This window comes from Streptomyces sp. GQFP, from assembly GCF_021545335.1.
Classification (GTDB): domain Bacteria; phylum Actinomycetota; class Actinomycetes; order Streptomycetales; family Streptomycetaceae; genus Streptomyces.
This window is the reverse complement of record NZ_CP089312.1, coordinates 1,854,824-1,873,253: the sequence shown is the minus strand read 5'-3', so window position 1 is coordinate 1,873,253 and position 18,430 is coordinate 1,854,824. Positions and strand designations below refer to the sequence as shown.

Genomic DNA, 18,430 nt, shown 5'->3' with positions numbered 1-18,430 from the left:
GGCTAGAAGTACCCCTCGCGCTTGCGGTCTTCCATCGCGGCCTCGGACATCTTGTCGTCGGCGCGGGTGGCACCCCGCTCGGTGAGCCGGGAGGCGGCGATCTCGGTGATGACGTCGGCCAGCGTCACGGCGTCGGAGTCGACGGCACCCGTGCAGGACATGTCGCCGACCGTGCGGTAGCGGACCTGCCGCTTCTCGACGGTCTCGCCGTCCTTCGGGCCGCCCCACTCGCCCGCCGTCAGCCACATCCCGGCCCGCTTGAACACCTCACGCTCGTGCGCGAAGTAGATGTCCGGCAGCTCGATGCCCTCGCGGGCGATGTACTGCCAGACGTCCAACTCGGTCCAGTTGGAGAGGGGGAACACGCGTACGTGCTCGCCTGGTGCGTGCCGTCCGTTGTACAGGTTCCACAGCTCGGGGCGCTGGCGGCGCGGGTCCCACTGCGAGAACTCGTCCCGCAGCGAGAAGACGCGCTCCTTGGCCCGGGCCTTCTCCTCGTCGCGCCGACCGCCGCCGAAGACCGCGTCGAACTTCTCGGCCTGGATCTTCTCGGTCAGCGGGAGCGTCTGCAGCGGGTTGCGGGTCCCGTCCGGACGCTCCTTCAGCACACCCCGGTCGATGTACTCCTGCACGGACGCGACATGCAGCCGCAGCCCGTGCCGCTCGACCGTACGGTCCCGGTACTCGAGGACCTCGGGGAAGTTGTGCCCGGTGTCCACGTGCAGCAGCGTGAAGGGGATCGCCGCGGGGGCGAACGCCTTCAGCGCCAGATGCAGCATGACGATCGAGTCCTTGCCACCGGAGAAGAGAATCACCGGCCGCTCGAACTCACCCGCCACCTCACGGAAGATGTGCACGGCCTCGGACTCGAGGGCGTCCAGGTGGGAGAGGGCGTACGGGGCGCCCGTACCCTCCGCCGGCTTGGCAACGGTCGTCGTCATGCCAGTCCCCTCTCGGTGAGCAGCGCGTGGAGCGCGGCCGCGGACTCCTGGACGGTCTGGTCCTGCGACTCGATCCGCAGGTCGGGCGTCTCGGGCGCCTCGTACGGGTCGTCGACCCCCGTGAGCCCGGTCAGCTCGCCCGCGGCCTGCTTGGCGTACAGACCCTTCACATCGCGTACGGAGCACACCTCGACCGGGGTCGCCACATGCACCTCGAGGTACGCGGCGCCGCTCTCCTGGTGCCGCTTGCGCACCGCCTCGCGGCTGTCCGCGTACGGCGCGATCACCGGGACCAGCGCCTTGACGCCGTTACGGGCTAGCAGCTCGGCGAGGAAGCCGATGCGCTGCACGTTCGTGTGCCGGTCCTCGCGGCTGAAGCCGAGGCCCGCCGAGATGAACTCACGGATCTCGTCGCCGTCGAGCACCTCGACGAGGTGGCCGTCCTCGCGCAGCCGGCCGGCCAGCTCGTACGCGATGGTGGTCTTGCCGGCGCTCGGCAGACCCGTGAGCCATACGGTGGCTCCGGTCGTCACTGGTATCTCCTGGTCCTCGGGGGTCGCGGTCTCGGTCTGGGGCTGGCTCTGGGGCATCAGCCGTGCAGCCCGCACTCGGTCTTGCCGCGGCCCGCCCAGCGGCCGGCGCGCGCGTCCTCGCCCTCCAGCACCCGGCGGGTGCAGGGCGCGCAGCCGACGGACGCGTAGCCGTCCATCAGCAGCGGGTTGGTGAGTACGCCGTGTTCGGCGACGTACGCGTCCACGTCGTCCTGCGTCCAGCGGGCGATCGGGGAGACCTTGACCTTCTGCCGCTTCTCGTCCCAGCCGACGACCGGGGTGTCCGCCCGGGTCGGGGACTCGTCGCGGCGGAGGCCGGTAGCCCAGGCCGCGTACCCCTTGAGACCCCGCTCCAGGGGCTCGACCTTGCGCAGCTTGCAGCACAGGTCGGGGTCGCGGTCGTGCAGCTTCGGGCCGTACTCGGCGTCCTGCTCGGCGACCGTCTGGACCGGGGTGAGGGTGAGGACACGGACGTCCATCACGGCCTCGACCGCGTCACGGGTGCCGATGGTCTCGGGGAAGTGGTAGCCGGTGTCGAGGAACACGACGTCCACACCGGGCATCGCACGGGAGGCGAGATGGGCGACCACCGCGTCCTCCATGGAGGAGGTCACACAGAAACGCTTGCCGAAGGTGGCGGTGGCCCACTGGAGGATCTCCAGCGCGGAGGCGTCCTCCAGGTCACGGCCCGCCTGCTCGGCGAGTGCCTTCAAGTCGTCGGTCGTACGGTCTTCCTGAACGGTCGTCATATCTCGTCCCCTCCACCGTCATTGCGCTGAAGTCCACGAGCCAGCAGCCCGAGGAACTTCAACTGGAAGGCTCGATTGCACGCTCCGCATTCCCAGGCGCCGTGACCCTGCTCGTTCGGACGCAGGTCCTCGTCGCCGCAGTAGGGGCAGTAGAAGGGGGCGGCGCGCTCGCTCATGACAGGGACTCCTCGGAGGCACGGGTCGCCCACGCGGCGAAACGCTCGCCGTCCTCGCGCTCCGCCTGGAAGTTCTTCAGCACGCGCTCGACATAGTCCGGCAGCTCCTCCGAAGTCACCTTCAGACCACGGACCTTGCGGCCGAAACCGGCCTCCAGACCGAGGGCGCCGCCCAGGTGGACCTGGAAGCCCTCGACCTGCTCGCCAGCGTCGTTCAGGACCAACTGGCCCTTGAGACCGATGTCCGCGACCTGGATACGGGCGCAGGCGTTCGGGCAGCCGTTGATGTTGATGGTGACCGGCTCGTCGAACTCCGGGATACGGCGCTCCAGTTCGTCGATCAGGGAGGCGCCGCGCGCCTTCGTCTCGACGATCGCGAGCTTGCAGTACTCGATACCGGTGCAGGCCATCGTGCCGCGCCGGAAGGGAGAGGGGTTGACGCGCAGGTCGAGTGCCTCCAGGCCCTCGACGAGCGAGTCGATCTGGTTCTCCTCCACATCGAGCACGATCATCTTCTGCTCGACGGTCGTACGGACGCGGCCCGAGCCGTGGGCCTCGGCCAGTTCGGCGATCTTCGTGAGGATCGTGCCGTCCACGCGGCCCACGCGCGGGGCGAAACCGACGTAGAAGCGGCCGTCCTTCTGGCGGTGGACGCCGACGTGGTCGCGCCAGCGCTCGACGGGCTGGGCCGGGGCCGGGCCGTCGATCAGCTTGCGCTTGAGGTAGTCGTCCTCCAGGACCTGGCGGAACTTCTCCACGCCCCAGTCGGCGACCAGGAACTTCAGCCGGGCACGGGTGCGCAGCCGACGGTAGCCGTGGTCGCGGAAGATCGAGATGACGCCCTCGTAGACGTCCGGGACCTCGTCCAGCGGGACCCAGGCGCCCAGGCGCTGGCCGATCTTCGGGTTGGTGGAGAGACCGCCGCCGACCCAGACGTCGAAACCGGGGCCGTGCTCGGGGTGCTCCACACCGACGAACGCGATGTCGTTGATCTCGTGCGCCACGTCGAGCAGCGGCGAGCCGGAGATCGCCGACTTGAACTTGCGGGGCAGGTTCGAGAAGTCCTTGTTGCCGATGATCCGGCGCTGGATCACCTCGATGGCGGGCGAGCCGTCGATGATCTCGTCCTCGGCGATCCCGGCGACCGGCGAACCGAGGATGACGCGGGGCGTGTCACCGCAGGCCTCGGTGGTGGACAGACCGACCGCTTCGAGCCGCTCCCAGATCTCCGGGACGTCCTCGATACGGATCCAGTGGTACTGCACGTTCTGCCGGTCCGTGAGGTCGGCCGTGCCGCGCGCGAACTCCTGGGAGATCTCGCCGATCACCCGCAGCTGCTCGGTGGTGAGCCGGCCGCCGTCGATGCGGACGCGCAGCATGAAGTACTCGTCGTCCAGCTCCTCCGGCTCCAGGATCGCGGTCTTGCCGCCGTCGATCCCGGGCTTGCGCTGGGTGTAGAGCCCCCACCAGCGCATACGCCCGCGCAGGTCGTTGGGGTCGATGGAGTCGAAGCCGCGCTTGGAGTAGATCGTCTCAATGCGTGTCCGCACATTGAGACCGTCGTCGTCCTTCTTGAACTGCTCGTTGCCGTTGAGCGGGGTGAAGTGTCCGGCGGCCCACTGACCCTCACCACGGTGACGGCTCACCTTGCGGCGGGGCGCGGCGGCAGGGTTCTGCGGGGTGGCGGCCATGATTCATCGTCCTTCGGGACAGGCGGAAAGCTGCTCTTACCTGCGCGCACGGGCGCATGGTCAGACTGGCGCGGCTCTGCGCAGGCTGAGGCAAAGGGGGAGGGGCGGCGGTGCTGGAGGCTCGTCAGCTCGCCGGACAGATGGCGCTGGACATGCGGCCGAGGTCGACGTGCCGCCGACTCACCAAGGCAATCCCAGTTCCAGACATGACGGAAGCGTGTCATGGCAATCTGGACACAGTCCAGCATTGTCCGCCATTCGGACAACCTTGTCTCGTACGGCGAGACAAGGTGTTGTCGGTCACACGGCAGGGGTGCGGCCGGTCGAACAGGTGGGTTCCGGTGGTGTCCGGCCAGGTCAGGCGGAGTACGCGCCCGGCCAGGGTCCGGGTGCGCTGACCTCCTTCTCCTCCTCGACCTTGGTGTCGAAGAGGGTGAAGCCGCGGCGCAGATAGTTGTCCATGGCGTGTTCACCGTCCTTGCTGCATGTATGCAGCCAGACCCGCTTTGTCGGGGCCAGGCCCGGCCAGCGGTCGCCGAGGTCCCAGGCGCGGGCGGTGCCGTACGAGAGGAGGTGGCCGCCGATGCGGCGGCCTCGGAAGGCGGGGAGCAGGCCGAAGTAGGCGATCTCCACGATGCCGTCGTCCTGGGGTTCGAACTCCACGTAGCCCGCCGGGGTGCCGTGGTCGTAGGCGACCCAGGTCTCTACGCCGGGGCGTGCGAGGTACTCCTGCCAGCGGGCGTATGTCCAGGTCAGGCGGTCGGTCCAGCGGATGTCTCCGCCGACCGAGGCGTAGAGGTAGCGGCTGAACTCCGGGGAGGGGAGTTCGGCGCGGGTGATTCTGACGTCCCCGTCGGGGGCCTCGGCGGGGAGGAGGTCGGTCGGGGAGGTCTGTTCCAGGGACCAGGTGGTCACGGCGATGTTGCTCATGGCGGTCAGGGAATCATCTGGGTGGGTTGCCTGTCGATTGTCGGCTGCGGGCCGGTGGGGGCTGGTCGCGCAGTTCCCCGCGCCCCTGGAAGCGGGGCGCTGTCGCGCCCCTGCTTCATCGGCGCCGTTCGCGCCCGCGCGGCGGAGCCGCAGGTCGGATGCAGCCCCGTGCCCAAATTCACCAGCGCCGTTCGAAGCAGCCCCTGCGCCCGACTTCGCCAACCCCGTCCCACCCGCGTGGGCGCTATTTCAGAGAGCCCGTGATCGACGACAGCGGTACCGCGTACAGGACCCGTTCCGGGACCGGGGTTCCGCGCCAGCCCGCCCGTTCGTCCGCTGCGCGTTCCGTCAGGGACCAGACCTCGCCCATGCCCTCCCAGTAGGAGAGGGACTCGGCGTGTTCGGCCCAGCAGCGGCGGGACTCTTCGTCGGTGCCGCAGCGGGCGGCCTTTGCGCCCTCGGCGTCCAGGCGCCACAGGGTGCCGTGGCGGTTCTTCGAGCCGGGGGCGTGGCCGATGTACCAGTCCGCCTTCTCGTCGCCCGCCGAGCGGTACGACAGGACACCCTGTATGCCGGTGGCCTTCGTCGAGTAGGCCTCTACCGCGTCCGCGCGGCCCAGGGCGTTGGTGGCGAGGAGGCCGGAGCGGTCGCCCGCGCCGCTGAACGAGTAGCGCCACAGGCGGCTGCGCTGATCGGCGCCGGACGGGAACCACTCGCTCGCGACCAGGCTGTCGGGCGTGGAGCTGCGGTCCAGGGAGAGGGAGCCGAAACAGGGGGTGCGGTCGTCCGAAGCGGGGTCGCACGTGCCACCGGTCAGGCTGTACGAGGCGACCGCGGGCATGACGTAGCCGTAGCCGTGCGCCGACCAGCCGCCCGGCACCTTGCCGACCGCCGGGCTGTCGACCGAGGTGCGCTGGATGCGGTTCATGTCGTACACGTAGAGGGACTTGTGGTCGGAGTCCGTGGGCGAGGCCGTGACCAGGAGCTTGTCCTGGTACCAGACCATGCCGGAGATCGACGAGGACAGCTTGCGGTAGTCCGAGCCGTCCTTCGTCGGGACGACCAGCAGCACCCAGCGGTAGGTCATGTTGCTCAGGTCGTTCGCGTCCACGACGGCGACCCGTGCCAGGCCCTGGGAGACCGTGGGCTCGTCCGGTTTGGCGTCGTTGTGCGTCCAGCCGGAGAGGATCACGCGGTTGGCGCCCCAGCGGCCGTCCTCGTCCGCGTCGCCGGAGGTGGTGACGGACTGCGGCAGCCAGCGCTGACTGGCCGAGTCGGCGTCGTCCCAGCAGTACGCGCGGGTGGCCGTCGGGGCGACGGGCAGCGCCTCGGTCTCGGTGGGGGCGCACTCGGCCGTGTTGCGCATCGTGCGGTTGGTGCGTTCCAGGACGGTGCTCACACCCACCGTGCCGCCCATGGAGGTGGCCAGCCGGTCGAGCGAACTCTTCGACGCCAGGTGCTCCTTGAGCTGGAAGTTCGCCAGCTCGGCGGCGGACGTCACGGGCTTCAGGGGCCCCGGGTTGTCGCTGCTCACGGCCTGGGAGGCGCTGACGATGGTGGCCGCGGCGGTGAGGGCGAGGGCGGTGCCGGCGAGGGCGCCGCGCAGCGCTTTGCCCCTCCTCTGCCTGCGGTGTCTGCCGCGATGTTTCATTACATCCTCCCGTGGCAGGCCAACTGCTCGTCACGGTCCGTGTGTTGAACCAGGACAGCAGTGTGGGGGGCCGTGGGATGGATGGTACGTCAGGGGGCGCCGGGCCTGGTCGAATACCCCGGAATCCATGCGCATGTGTTGTGCACGGGGCCCGTTCGGGCGCTTTTTCGTACGCAGATGTCACGCCCGGTCACTGTGCGTGGCCCTTTCACCCCTCGGTTGCCGCTCCCCGGCCCCGGGCCACCGTCGGCGCCGTCGAGTGGGGCAGTAGATCGAGGGGGTCGTCCGGGAGGAGGACGGTCACCTCCGTCTCCTCGCTGAAGCGGTACGGGCGATGGTCGAGAAACGCCCCCAGATACCGCCGTATCCGGGACATCTCCGCGCGTACGGTCACCGTGCGGGCCGGGTCGCCGAACACGTCCTCCGCGAGGCCCGCCGCACTGCGGCCGGTGCGGTGCAGGGCCAGGAGGTAGAGCAACTCGGCGTGCCGGGGGCTCAGTTCATGGGTCCAGGAGCCCGCCGGGCCCGACACCGTCACCGAACGGTGGCGCGACCGGCCCAGGTCCAGGACGATCCGGGTGGCGCCGAGCGGCTCGGGTTCGGCGGCGGCGCGGATCAGCCAGCCGCCGGCCAGCGGTTCCACCGCGCACAGGCCCACCGCCGGCAGCCAACACCGGCCCGGGGACAGCGACTTGGGCAGCGCCACGCGGCTCGTGTACGGCATGCCGGTGGCCGCGGCCGTCCAGCCGTCCCGGTCCACCGCCAGGGCCCGCCCGGCGAGCCGTGCCAGCACCGGCGCCGCCACCGCCCGCAGCCGCTCCAGCGAGTGCTGGTGCCGCTCCCGCAGCCCCGCCTCGGCGAGCTTGGCGACCGAGTCGACCCAGGCGAGCGTCGCCGGATGCATGCTCTCCAGCGGCCCGCTGATGTCCACCACCCCGATCAGCCGGCCGTCGCGCGGGTCGGTGATCGGCGCGCCCGTGCACGTCCAGGAGGCGTGCGACCGTACGAAGTGCTCGGAGGCGAAGACCTGTACGGGGCGCCGGGCGACCACCGGGGTGCCCACGCCGTTGGTGCCGACGACGTCCTCGGCCCAGTCGGCGCCGGGCTCGAACCCGAACGAGTCGGCCTTGCGCAGCACGGGCGTACTGCCCTCGCGCCACAGCACCCGGCCCTCCTCGTCCGCGACGACCATGATGTGCCGGCTGACGTCCGCCACCGACAACAGCCCCTGCCGCAGCACCGGGAGGACATGCCGCAGCCGGGTGGTCTCCCGCCGCCGCTCCAACTCCTCGCGGGTCAACAGGCCGGCCCGGAAGTCGTGGTCGGGGTCGACGCCGCTGCGCAGCATGCGGTCCCAGGACTGGTCGATCACCGGGCGCGGTGCGAGGCGCGGGCGCTGTCCGGTGAGGCGGGCCGCGCGTACGTCGCTGAGCAGTCGCGCCGCCTGCGCCGCGTCACGGGCGACGAGCTGTGTGACGTCCATCGGCGGGTTCGCCACTGGATCCTCCCGTGAAGGGGTGCGGCAACCGGTTGCCGGAGCCGTTCGGCGACGCTGCCCGGGTCCCGTATTGACTGGTTGTCTCATGGTGCCGTCCCGTGCCCCGGAGCGACACACTCCGCCCACAGATGCCAACAAGTTGCAACCCCCTGCAACCCTGGTGAACTGCCCTGCGGTGGCTGAAACTTGGGCGACGCCGCCCGCGCGGCGTTCGCGCTCCCGATCCATGCGGGCCAGCGAGCGGGGGTGGTGCCGTGTCGGCGCAGCACCATCCCCGCGGGAGCTTGGCGGGTGGGCGGGATTTTGGCTGCGGGCCCGGTGGGGGCTTGTCGCGCAGTTCCCCGCGCCCCTGTCGGGTCGCGCTGGTGCGCTTCCCCGACATCGGGACAGCCCTTGGGGGTCAGGGCAGTGGTCTTGCCCGGTCCACCACCTCTGCCAGGTTCAGGGTGTGGGGGAGGGTGCCGAAGGCGTTGCCCCAGTCGCCGGCCAGGCGGGAGGCGCAGAAGGCGTCGGCTGTCTCCGGGGGTGCGAAGCGGACCAGTAGGGAGCCCTGGAGGACCAGGGCGATCCGTTCGACCAGGCGCCGTGCTCGGCCCTCGATGCCGTCCAGGTCGGCGAGTTCGGCCAGCAGGTTCTTGATGGCGCCGTCGAGGCGGTGGTCCGCGCCGCGTGCCTTGCCGACCTCCATGAGGAACGCGTTGAGGGCGGCGGGCTCGCGCTGCATGGCCCGCAGAACGTCCAGCGCCTGGACGTTCCCGGCGCCCTCCCAGATCGAGTTGAGCGGCGACTCGCGCAGCAGCCGGGGCATGCCCGACTCCTCGACATAGCCGTTGCCGCCCAGACACTCGGACGCCTCCACCACCAGCGGGGTGCAGCGCTTGGTCACCCAGTACTTGGCGGCGGGCAACGCGAGCCGCAGGAAGGCCCGTTCCTGCTCGCCCCCGTCGTCGTAGGCGGCGGCCAGCCGGAGCGCGAGGGCCGTCGCCGCCTCCGACTCCAGGGCCAGATCGGCCAGTACGTTGCGCATCAGCGGCTTGTCGATCAGCTTCCCGCCGAAGGCCTCGCGGTACGTGCAGTGGTGCACGGCCTGGGCGACCGCCTGCCGCATCAGCGCCGCCGCGCCGAGCACACAGTCGAGCCGGGTCGCCGAGACCATCTCGATGATGGTGCGCACCCCGCGCCCCTCGTCCCCGACCCGGCGTACCCACGTCCCGTCGAACTCGACCTCGGCGGACGCGTTGGACCGGTTGCCCAGCTTGTCCTTGAGCCGCTGGATCCGGAACTCGTTGCGCGTGCCGTCCGGCAGGACGCGGGGGAGGAGGAAGCAGGTCACTCCGCCGGGGGCCTGCGCCAGCACCAGGAAACCGTCCGACATGGGCGCCGAACAGAACCACTTGTGGCCGGTCAGCTCGTACGTCCCGTCCTCGGCGAGCGGCCTCGCGACCGTCGTGTTGGCCCGTACGTCGCTGCCGCCCTGCTTCTCCGTCATGCCCATCCCGAAGAGCACCCCGGCCTTCCGGTCGGCCGGCCCGAGTCCCTCCTCGTAGACGGTGGATGTCAGCCGGGGCTCCCACTCGGCGGCGAGCGCCGGGTCGGTGCGCAGCGCGGGCACCGCCGCGTGGGTCATCGACAGCGGGCAGCCGTGGCCCGCCTCGGCCTGCGACCAGACCAGGAACCCGGCGGCCCGCCGGACATGCCCGCCGGGCCGGGTCCAGGCCGCCGTCAGCCCGGCGGCGACGCCCTTGCCGAGCAGCCGGTGCCAGGCCGGATGGAACTCCACCTCGTCGATCCGGTTGCCGTACCGGTCGTGCGTGCGCAGCTTCGGGGGGTTCTCGTTGGCGAGCGCCCCCCATTCCTGCACCTGCGCGGATCCGGCGGACTTCCCGAGCGTGGAGAGTTCGTCCCGGGCCTCGTCCAGAAGCCCGGGGTCCAGATGCCGCTCGACGGCCGCCACCAGGGCCTTGTCGGCGGTGAACACGTCATATCCGGCCAGGGGTGGCGCCTGGTTGGTCACGGTGTGGGTGCTGGCTGCCATAAAACGAACCTACCCGCAGCTCAGCACCCTGTGCCGGTCAGGCCGGTCGGGAGAGTGCCGCCAGTTCGTCGGAGGCCAGGGAGGTCACGTCCTGGTCCGCCTGGAGGGACTCCAGCCAGCCGGGGTGGTACACGGTGTCGAGGTAGCGCTCGCCGAGGTCCGGGGCGATCGCCACCGCCGTGAGGTCACGTCCGTCGTGCCGGGCCAGCCACTGCCTGGCCCCGCTGATGACCGTGCCGGTGGATCCGCCGAACAGGAAGCCCCGGGCCGCCAGCTGCCGGCAGACCCGTACCGCGTCCGGTTCCTCGACGCGGATCACCTCGTCGATGTACGACTCGTCGAGCAGCTGCGGCCGTACGCTCGTGCCCAGGCCCGGGATCATCCGGGGTCCGGGCGGCCCCCCGAAGGTGACCGAGCCGACGGCGTCCACGGCGACGATCCGCACCCGCCGGTTCCACTGCCAGAACCAGCGCGCGCAGCCCATCAGCGTGCCGGTGGTGCCGGCGCCGACGAACAGGACGTCCAGGTCCGGGAACCGACGGGCGATCGCCGGTGCCGTCGTACGGTAGTGCGCCCGCCAGTTCCCGTCGTTCGCGTACTGATTGAGCCATACGTACCGCTCGTCGGAGGCGCACAGCGCCCGGACGTAGCCGATCCTGGCGCCCAGGAAACCGCCGTGCAGATCGGGCCGGTCGATGACGTGCACCCGGCTGCCCAGCGCCTCCATCAGACGGATCGCCTGTGCGTTGCAGCGTGAGTCGGTCACGCACAGGAACCCGTAGCCCCGACTGGCCGCGAGCACACTGAGCGCGACGCCCAGGTTGCCCGAGGAGGACTCCACGAGAACGGATCCCGGCCGCAGCCTGCCGTCCCGTTCGGCGGCCGCGACCATCTCGCAGGCGGCCTTCATCTTGATCGAACCGGCGAAGTTGAAGCCCTCGCACTTCAGGAAGAGGGGCAGCCCGACGGCGGCCCGCAGGTCGACGTACAGCTCGTCCTCGTTGAAGTCCGATGGTTGGGAAATGACTGGCATGTTGTCCCCCTGAGTGTGACGCGCCTGTCCTTGGCACGCCTGATCTGTGGCACGGCACCCGGCGCCCCGGGCGCTGCGACTTGTCCCCCTGAACAGGTCAGCCGTGCCGGCGCAGTTCGTGGAAGAAGCCGTCGACGACACGGAGTTCGCCGCGGCGGGTCACCTCGTCGTGGACGAACCTGCCGACGGCGAGGTCGAGCACTCCGAGGCCGAAGGGCGAGAAGACCACCGGCCGGTCCACCGGGACCTTCGTGCGGCCGGTGAGTACGTCGTCCAGCGTGCCGTCGATGAACTCCCGGCTGCCGGTGAGCTGTTCGGCCAGGTGCGGAGAGGTCTCCGCCTTCAGGCAGTGCTCGACGTCGTCGACGTAGTTCGCCGAGGCGAGCAGGATCTCGGGCGCGAGGTCGCGCAACGAGACGTGCAGGACGAGAGGATGGTGGTCGAACCACGACACGTCGTGGATGTGCGGCTTCGCGGCGACGGTGGCGAACACCAGCAAGTCGCTTGAGCGGACGAGCTGTTCGGCGCTCTCGTGGATAGTGATCTTGCCGCCGTTGTCCGAGCGCTCCAGATAGCCCCGGAAGCCGGCCGCGCTGTCGGCGGACAGGTCGAACACACCCGTCTCGTCGAACTCCCAGCCGGTGGCGGCCAGATAGGTGTGGATGTAGCGGGCGATGAGCCCCGTGCCGACGAATCCGACCCGGGTCGGCCGGGCGCGCCCCTGACTCAGCTTGCCGGCGGCCAGCGCTGCCGAGGCCGCCGTACGCGAGGCGCTGATGATCGAGCTCTCCAGGCAGGCGAACGGATAGCCCGTGTCGTGGTCGTTGAGGATCAGCACGGCCGAGGCCCGCGGGATCCCGCCCGCCACGTTCTCCGGGAAGCTGGACACCCACTTCAGCCCGTCCACGCGCACGTCCCCGCCGATCGACGCGGGCAGCGCGATGATCCGCGACGACGGACGGTCCGGGAACCGCAGGAAGTACGAGGGCGGGTTCACCGAGTCCCCGGCCCCGTGCAGCCGGTACACCGCCTCGACGAGGTCGACGACGTCCGACTCCCGTCCCTGAAGGGCCTGTTGGACCTGCTCACCGGAGATGACCGAGAACGGCGGGACCGTGACAGGGGTCGTGGTCATGATGCATTCCCTTCGAGAGAGTCGGCAGAGTCGGTGCGGCGGACCGGGTCGGCCAGGGCCGCGAGCACCTCGCGCGGCCCCTCGAACGGCTCCCGGCTGTGTGCCGTACGGATGTTGTCGACGAGCAGCAGATCGCCGTCGTGCCACGGCTCGCGCACGGTGTGCGCCGTGTACACCTCGTTGAGGATCTGGACGACGTCCTCGCCGATCGGATCGCCGTTGCCATAGCGGGTGTTGAAGGGGAGGCCGTCGGCGCCGTACACGTCGACCAGGTACTCGTGGACCTCCGGGTCCATCGTCCACTCGTTGAGGAACGCGATCTGGTTGAACCAGCAGCGGCGGCCGGTGACCGGGTGGTTCAGTACGGCGCCGCGCCGCTGGCGGGTGCGCAGGGAGCCGTCCAGCTCCCAGGCGAACTCGATGGCGTGGGCACGGCAGTAGCGCTCGACAGAGGCCCGGTCGGAGGTGCCGAAGGCCTCGGCGAGCGTCGCGCCTATCTCGTCGTTGAAGGTCCGGGTGAGCAACCAGCCCTCCTTCTCGAAGCGTTGGACGAGTTCGGCGGGCAGCGCGTCGAGCACGGCCGCCGCGTCGGCCACCCCGGTCGCGCCGCCCTCGGCGGGCGCTTCGAGGCAGGCGAACATCAGCAGGCCGGGGAACTCCTGGGCGTAGCTCAGCTCGTGGTGCATGCACATCGGCTGGTTGGGCGGCCACTTGGAGGACGAGTACACGCCGTCGGCGTACCGCCGCCGGGGCGCGAAGGCCTCCTGGTCGCTCATCAGGCCGTCGGCCAGCCGCCGCAGCACGGCGCCGGTCGTGGTGGGCTCGTGCAGGCCGAGGCCGCGCACCAGCAGCGAGCCGTGCTCGGCGACGGCCGCCCGCAGCGCGTCCCGGTGGGCGCCCGCCCACTCGGCCGGGTCGGTGACGGGCGGAGTGTGCAGGGTCGGCGGCCGGCCGGGGAGCAGTTCGATGCCCGGAAGTGCCGCCGGGGGTGCGGGAGTCGACGTCGAAGGTGTGGATGAGAGTGCCATGGTTGTCGTTCCTTTCGGTGCGGCCGTCGTCAGGCGGTGGCGGCCGGCGATTCGAGCAGCTCGGCCAGGTCCGCGAGGACCGGGTGGCGGATGACGTCCTTGAGGGTGATCGCCCGGTCCAGGGCGATCGCGAGCCGGACGGCCGACAGCGAGGTGCCGCCCCGGTCGAAGAAGTGGTCCAGGCGCCCGATCCGGTCGGCCGGAACCCCGAGCACGTCGGCCCAGGCGGCGGCGAGACGCCGCTCACCGGCCGTCTCCGGCCCCCGCACGCCCTCCTCGGCGGTGTCGAGTTCCTCGGCGAGCGCGGTGAGCGTCCTGCGGTCGGTCTTGCCGTTGGGGGTGAGCGGCAGCCGCTCCCGCCAGTGCACGGCCGCCGGAACCATGTACGCGGGCAGCGACTCGGCCAACCGCGCCTGTACGTCCACGAGTTCGGCGCCGGTGCAGAACGCCACCAGCCGTGCACCCCGTACGACCACCACGGCGCCGTCCCGGACGCCGGGCGCCCGCAGCAGCGCGTTCTCGATCTCGCCGATCTCGATCCGGAAGCCCCGCAGCTTCACCTGGGTGTCCCGGCGGCCGAGGAACTCCAGCCTGCCGTCGGGCAGCCAGCGCCCGTGGTCACCGCTGCGGTAGAGCCGCTCACCGGGCCGGTACGGGTCCAGCGTGAAGGCGGCGGCCGTGCGCTCGGGGTCGTTGACGTACCCGCGCCCGACACACACCCCGGAGAACACGATCTCCCCGGGTGCCCCGAGCGGCACGGGCGAGAGGTGCTCGTCGACCACGTACACGCGGACGTTGCGCACGGGCCGCCCGAGCGGAACGCGGGGCCCGTCGGGCACCCGGTCCATCACCTCGTGGTTGGTGTCGTCCGAAGTCTCCGTCAGGCCATAGGCGTTGGCGACCCTGATGCCGGGCTGTGCGGCGAACCAGCGCTGCACCAGCTCCCGCTTCACCGCCTCCCCGGTCACCGACACACAGTGCAGATCGGGGAGTTCACGGGGCCGCTGCTCCAACTCGGCGAGCACCGCTTCGAGATACGACGGCACGATCTGGAGCACATTGACCCCACCGTCCACGATCGTGTCCACGAACCGGGCCACGTCCAGGATCACGTCCTGTCCGACCAGCAGCGTCCGGCCGCCGACGAGCAGCGCGGACACCAGCTGCCACAGCGAGATGTCGAAACACTGCGGAGCGGTCTGCGCGACCGTCTGCCCCTCGCCGACCTCCAGGTCCTCCAGCTTGGCGAGGACATGGTTGACGAAGCCCGCGTGCTCGCACATCGCGCCCTTGGGCTCACCCGTCGACCCGGACGTGAAGTAGATATAGGCCAGTTGATCGGCGGTGACGCGCACCCCGAGGTCGTCGTCCGCGTGCCCCTCCACCCCGATCTCGTCGACGTACAGCCTCGGTACGTCCGTCCCCGTCGCGTCGAGCGTGGTGGTGCTGCCGTGCTCGGTGACGACGAACGCGCACTCGGCGCGGGTGAGGGTGGCGGTGATGCGCCCGGCCGGGAAGTGCGGCTCGACCGGCAGATAGACACCGCCCGCCTTGAGCACCCCGAGCACGGCGGCCATCCAGTCGAGGTTGCGCTCGGTGACCACGGCGACGACACCCTCACGGGCCAGCCCACGGGCCAGCAGGGCCCGACCGACCTGGTTCGCCCGGGAGTTGAGCTGCCGGTAGGTCCACTCCGTGCCGCCCTGCACGGCCGCGACCGCGTCCGGGTGCTTGCGGACCCGCTCCTCGAACAGCTCGTGCACCCGGCGGTCCGGGAGTTCACGCTCCGGGCCCGCCAACCCGTCGAGCTGGAAGGCGAGTTCGGCACCGGACAGCAGGCTCTGACCCTCGTGGTCGGCGTCCGGGTCGGCGGCCATCAGGGAGAGCGCGGTGAGGTGGTAGCCGGCGATCCGGGCAGCCGCCTCGGTGTCGAGGACATCGGTGCGGTGACGCAGCCGCAGGGTGCGCTCGCCGACACTCACGTACAACACAGCGCCGTCGTCGGCGAGTTCGACCCCGTGCGGGTCGAGGACGGTCTCGTACGGCGGCTCGTCCGCCCCGCCCACCTCGTCGGCGAGGTCCGTCATCGCCAGCAGCTGCCGCCAGGAGCCGGGGCCGACCAGCATCCGGCGGGCCACGGGCGGTTGCCCCTTCACCGCCACGTACCCGGTGGTGACCTCCCGCTCGCCGGAGAGCGCGGCGAGCACCTTGGCGTGCGCGGCGAGCAGCGCAGACTCGAACGAGGCCGACCTCAACAGGCTGGCGTCGAGCGGGACCTCGTACTCGGCGTACACCGAGTGGGGCCCGTTCTGCGGGTTCTCGCCCGGGACCGGGCCGGATATCCAGCGTGGAATCGTGGTCATCGTTCTGCCCCCGTCGAAATCTCTGCGGTCCGGCCGGGCTGTGCGAGCCGGTCGGTCTGTGTCGTCAGTGCGGTGTGTGTGGTCCGCGCGGTCAGTGCGGGCCGGTTGGACCGTGCGGTGAGGACGATCTGGTCGCTGCGCAGCGGCACCGCCGGGTTTCCGCCCCAGCGGGCCAGGCACGGGACGTCCTCGCCCTTCATCAGGAAGGAGTCCGGGGCGAGTTGGGATCCGTCGCCCATCGACACCCCGTAGTGCACGAGTGCGGCCGTGCCGACCGTGACGCCCGCGCCGAGGACGATGTGGTCGGACTTGAAGGTGCCGTCCTCCTGCGAGTGGGACTGGAGGACGCTGCGCGGGCCGAGTGTGCAGTCGTCGCCGATCGTGGTGAGGGTGCGCTCGGTGATGGCGGCGCCGTCGTCGAAGACCCGGCGCCCGATCCGCACGCCCAGCAGCCGCCAGGCCAGGTTCTTGAACGGCGTGCCGTTGAGCGCGACGAGGAAGGCGGAGGGCACCTTCCACAGCCGCTCCTGCCACCAGAAGTGCGGGTCGTAGATGGAGCACAACCGGGGTACCAGCGGCCGGAACCGGGTGATGAGCCGCTCGACGAGCACGTAGTACCCGGCGGTCAGCACGAGCCCGAGGACCAGGGAGGCGCCGACCAGCGCACCGGCGGCGACGCCGTGCGTGCCGTGCACGGCGAGGGCCGCGAAGCCGAGCACCGTGAAGAGCAGGGAGTGCAGCCAGCGGACGAACAGGAACAGGCCCATCGTGCGCAGGTTGTAGCGGTTCTTCGCGGCGAGCCGGCGGACGAACTCCTCGCCCTCGCGCAGATGGTCGAAGCTGCTGTCCCGCTCCACCGTCCGCGGGATCTCGAAGGACGGCGAGCCCAACAGGCCGACGTTCTCCCGGACTTCACCGTCGAGCGGGACCATCACCTTGGTCGCGAGCAGGACGTTCCCACCGGTCCTGCCCCCGGACGGATACGCGATGTGGTTGCCGAGGAAGCTGTGCGGCCCGATCTCCGCCCGCGAGACGCGGAACGACGTACCCGAGTAGTCGGCGTTGAGGACCGACAGCCCGTCGGCGACCATCGTGCCGCGGCCGACGGAGACCAGGTAGGGGGTCTCCTGCCGTACCTCCGTACCGAAGTTGGAGCCGGTCTGCTCGACGTGCGAGAGGTCGTAGCCGATGGCCCGCAGATAGTGGACGACGTACGAGCTGTCGCCCGTCAGCCACAGGAAGAACTTCAGGTTGGTCATGCGGGTGATGGCCCGCTGCGCCCCGTAGTGCAGGCCGTACAGCGGATACACCCGGTCCGGCCGGATCACCAGGTTCAGCAGCCGGGGGACCACGGACACGCTCACGGCTCCGACGACCATCACGGCGACGAAGAGCGCGAGGGACACGCCCAGGGCCTCGGCGTAGAAGCGGACCGAGGACATGTCGGCCACGTCCGGGTCGAACAGCGCGTCCAGCCGGGGAACCAGGTCCAGCAGCAGATAGCCGCCCCCGACCGCCAACGGCACGTAGAACAGCAGGAGTTGCAGGAGACTCGCGAGGCCGTAGGCGGCCCGGCGGGCGGTGGAGCAGGGGGCCGCGGGGACCCGTACGTAGTCCACGTCCGTGGGCTGGGCGGGCGAGCCGTGCCAGCGCAGGCCCGCCGGGACCGCCTGGCCCTCGAACAGGGTGGACGAGTGGCCGAGTTGGGCGCCGTCACCGATCGAGGTGCCGATGTCGAGGACGGTCTTCTCGCCGACGTACACATCCCTGCCCAGGGTGACCGGGCCGGTCTGGATACGGCCGGCGACGGCCCGGTAGCAGAGGAAGTGGGCGTCCTTGCGGATCACCGTGCCCGCGCCGACCGTGAGCAGGTCGGTGCAGACCGGGAGGCTGGGCGAGAGAATCGTGACGCCCTTGCCGATCCGCGCGCCGAGCGCCCGCAGATAGAGCACGTAGAGCGGGTTACCGGCGAACAGGACCATCGGGTTGGCGTGCAGCAGCGCCTTCACGGTCCAGAAGCGCAGATAGGCGAGGCCCCACACCGGGAACTCGGTCGTCTTCCAGCGGCCGATCAGCACCCACTTGGCGACCACCGGCAGGGTGCACATCCCGACGAAGACGGCACCGCCGAACACGACCGACCGCACATAGACGTCGACGGCCCCCGCACCGGCGTTGATCCACTCGTAGCCCTCGACGGTGACGAGCCCCGTGAGGAAGCAGTACGCGGCGAAGACCAGCAACTGCGCTGCCCCGCACAGGACATACCGCAGGCCACTGCCGGGCGCCGGGGCCTCGGCGGGCGGTGCGGCGGGCGCCTCGGCCGGGGCGCCGCCGAGCGCCGCCGCCAGACTCCGGATCGTCGGATGGCCGTACACGTCCTTCATCGACACCGACGGCAGATCGTCGCGCTTCCTGACGCGGGCACAGAAGTGCGCCATGACCAGGGAGTTGGCGCCGAGATCGTCGAAGAAGTGGCTGTCGAGCGGTACTTGGTCCGTCTTCACGACCCCGGCGAGCACCTCGGCGAGGATCCGCTCGATGTCACCCCCGGCGCCGGACAACTGCGTTTGCTGCGTCTGCTTGATCGGATCGGTCGGCGGTATGGACGCCAACTCGACCGGTTTTCCCCCCATTGTTCCCCCCACG

The 18,430-nt window shown here is 70.6% G+C and carries 15 protein-coding genes; all 15 read right to left on the bottom strand.

All coding sequences use genetic code 11. From position 1 onward, the window contains the following. Positions 1–2: 2 nt before the first annotated feature. A complete protein-coding gene (gene cysD, locus LUX31_RS08210; protein WP_235474116.1) occupies positions 3–941 on the bottom strand; it encodes a sulfate adenylyltransferase subunit CysD in 939 nt (312 codons plus the stop codon). Further along, on the bottom strand, positions 938–1,531 hold the full coding sequence (cysC, locus tag LUX31_RS08205; RefSeq protein WP_235474115.1) for an adenylyl-sulfate kinase: 594 nt from the start codon (positions 1,529–1,531) through the stop codon (positions 938–940). Before cysC ends, cysD begins: the two co-directional genes overlap by 4 nt. After that, positions 1,531–2,241, bottom strand: coding sequence for a phosphoadenylyl-sulfate reductase (locus tag LUX31_RS08200; protein WP_235474114.1), 711 nt, complete (start codon positions 2,239–2,241; stop codon positions 1,531–1,533). Before LUX31_RS08200 ends, cysC begins: the two co-directional genes overlap by 1 nt. Beyond that, positions 2,238–2,417 (bottom strand): hypothetical protein, encoded by a 180-nt coding sequence (locus LUX31_RS08195; protein ID WP_235474113.1) that lies wholly within the window; start codon positions 2,415–2,417, stop codon positions 2,238–2,240. Before LUX31_RS08195 ends, LUX31_RS08200 begins: the two co-directional genes overlap by 4 nt. After that, positions 2,414–4,108 (bottom strand): nitrite/sulfite reductase, encoded by a 1,695-nt coding sequence (locus LUX31_RS08190; RefSeq protein ID WP_235474112.1) that lies wholly within the window; start codon positions 4,106–4,108, stop codon positions 2,414–2,416. The genes LUX31_RS08195 and LUX31_RS08190 overlap by 4 nt, the downstream gene beginning before the upstream one ends. A gap of 124 nt (positions 4,109–4,232) precedes the next feature. Further along, positions 4,233–4,316: a putative leader peptide gene (locus LUX31_RS37645; protein WP_309486338.1), complete on the bottom strand. Its 84-nt coding sequence runs from the start codon at positions 4,314–4,316 to the stop codon at positions 4,233–4,235. Positions 4,317–4,465: 149 nt separating this feature from the next. Beyond that, positions 4,466–5,038, bottom strand: coding sequence for a GNAT family N-acetyltransferase (locus LUX31_RS08185; protein WP_235474111.1), 573 nt, complete (start codon positions 5,036–5,038; stop codon positions 4,466–4,468). A gap of 244 nt (positions 5,039–5,282) precedes the next feature. Next, complete coding sequence (locus LUX31_RS08180; RefSeq protein WP_235474110.1) at positions 5,283–6,689, bottom strand: hypothetical protein; 1,407 nt, start codon at positions 6,687–6,689, stop codon at positions 5,283–5,285. A 208-nt stretch (positions 6,690–6,897) separates the two neighbouring features. Next, positions 6,898–8,172, bottom strand: a complete 1,275-nt coding sequence (locus LUX31_RS08175) for a helix-turn-helix domain-containing protein (RefSeq protein WP_235479836.1) — start codon at positions 8,170–8,172, stop codon at positions 6,898–6,900. A 415-nt stretch (positions 8,173–8,587) separates the two neighbouring features. Further along, positions 8,588–10,222 (bottom strand): acyl-CoA dehydrogenase family protein, encoded by a 1,635-nt coding sequence (locus LUX31_RS08170; protein ID WP_235474109.1) that lies wholly within the window; start codon positions 10,220–10,222, stop codon positions 8,588–8,590. 37 nt (positions 10,223–10,259) lie between these two features. After that, a complete protein-coding gene (sbnA, locus tag LUX31_RS08165) occupies positions 10,260–11,255 on the bottom strand; it encodes a 2,3-diaminopropionate biosynthesis protein SbnA (RefSeq protein WP_235474108.1) in 996 nt (331 codons plus the stop codon). Positions 11,256–11,352: 97 nt separating this feature from the next. Beyond that, on the bottom strand, positions 11,353–12,390 hold the full coding sequence (sbnB, locus tag LUX31_RS08160; protein ID WP_235474107.1) for a 2,3-diaminopropionate biosynthesis protein SbnB: 1,038 nt from the start codon (positions 12,388–12,390) through the stop codon (positions 11,353–11,355). Then, the gene (locus tag LUX31_RS08155) at positions 12,387–13,418 is read right to left on the bottom strand and encodes a TauD/TfdA family dioxygenase (protein ID WP_235474106.1); all 1,032 of its coding nucleotides are present in this window, start codon (positions 13,416–13,418) and stop codon (positions 12,387–12,389) included. Before LUX31_RS08155 ends, sbnB begins: the two co-directional genes overlap by 4 nt. Positions 13,419–13,447: 29 nt before the next feature. Continuing rightward, positions 13,448–15,781: a non-ribosomal peptide synthetase gene (locus LUX31_RS08150; protein ID WP_235474105.1), complete on the bottom strand. Its 2,334-nt coding sequence runs from the start codon at positions 15,779–15,781 to the stop codon at positions 13,448–13,450. Further along, a complete protein-coding gene (locus LUX31_RS08145; RefSeq protein WP_443046044.1) occupies positions 15,778–18,417 on the bottom strand; it encodes a Pls/PosA family non-ribosomal peptide synthetase in 2,640 nt (879 codons plus the stop codon). The genes LUX31_RS08150 and LUX31_RS08145 overlap by 4 nt, the downstream gene beginning before the upstream one ends. Positions 18,418–18,430 lie beyond the last annotated feature (13 nt).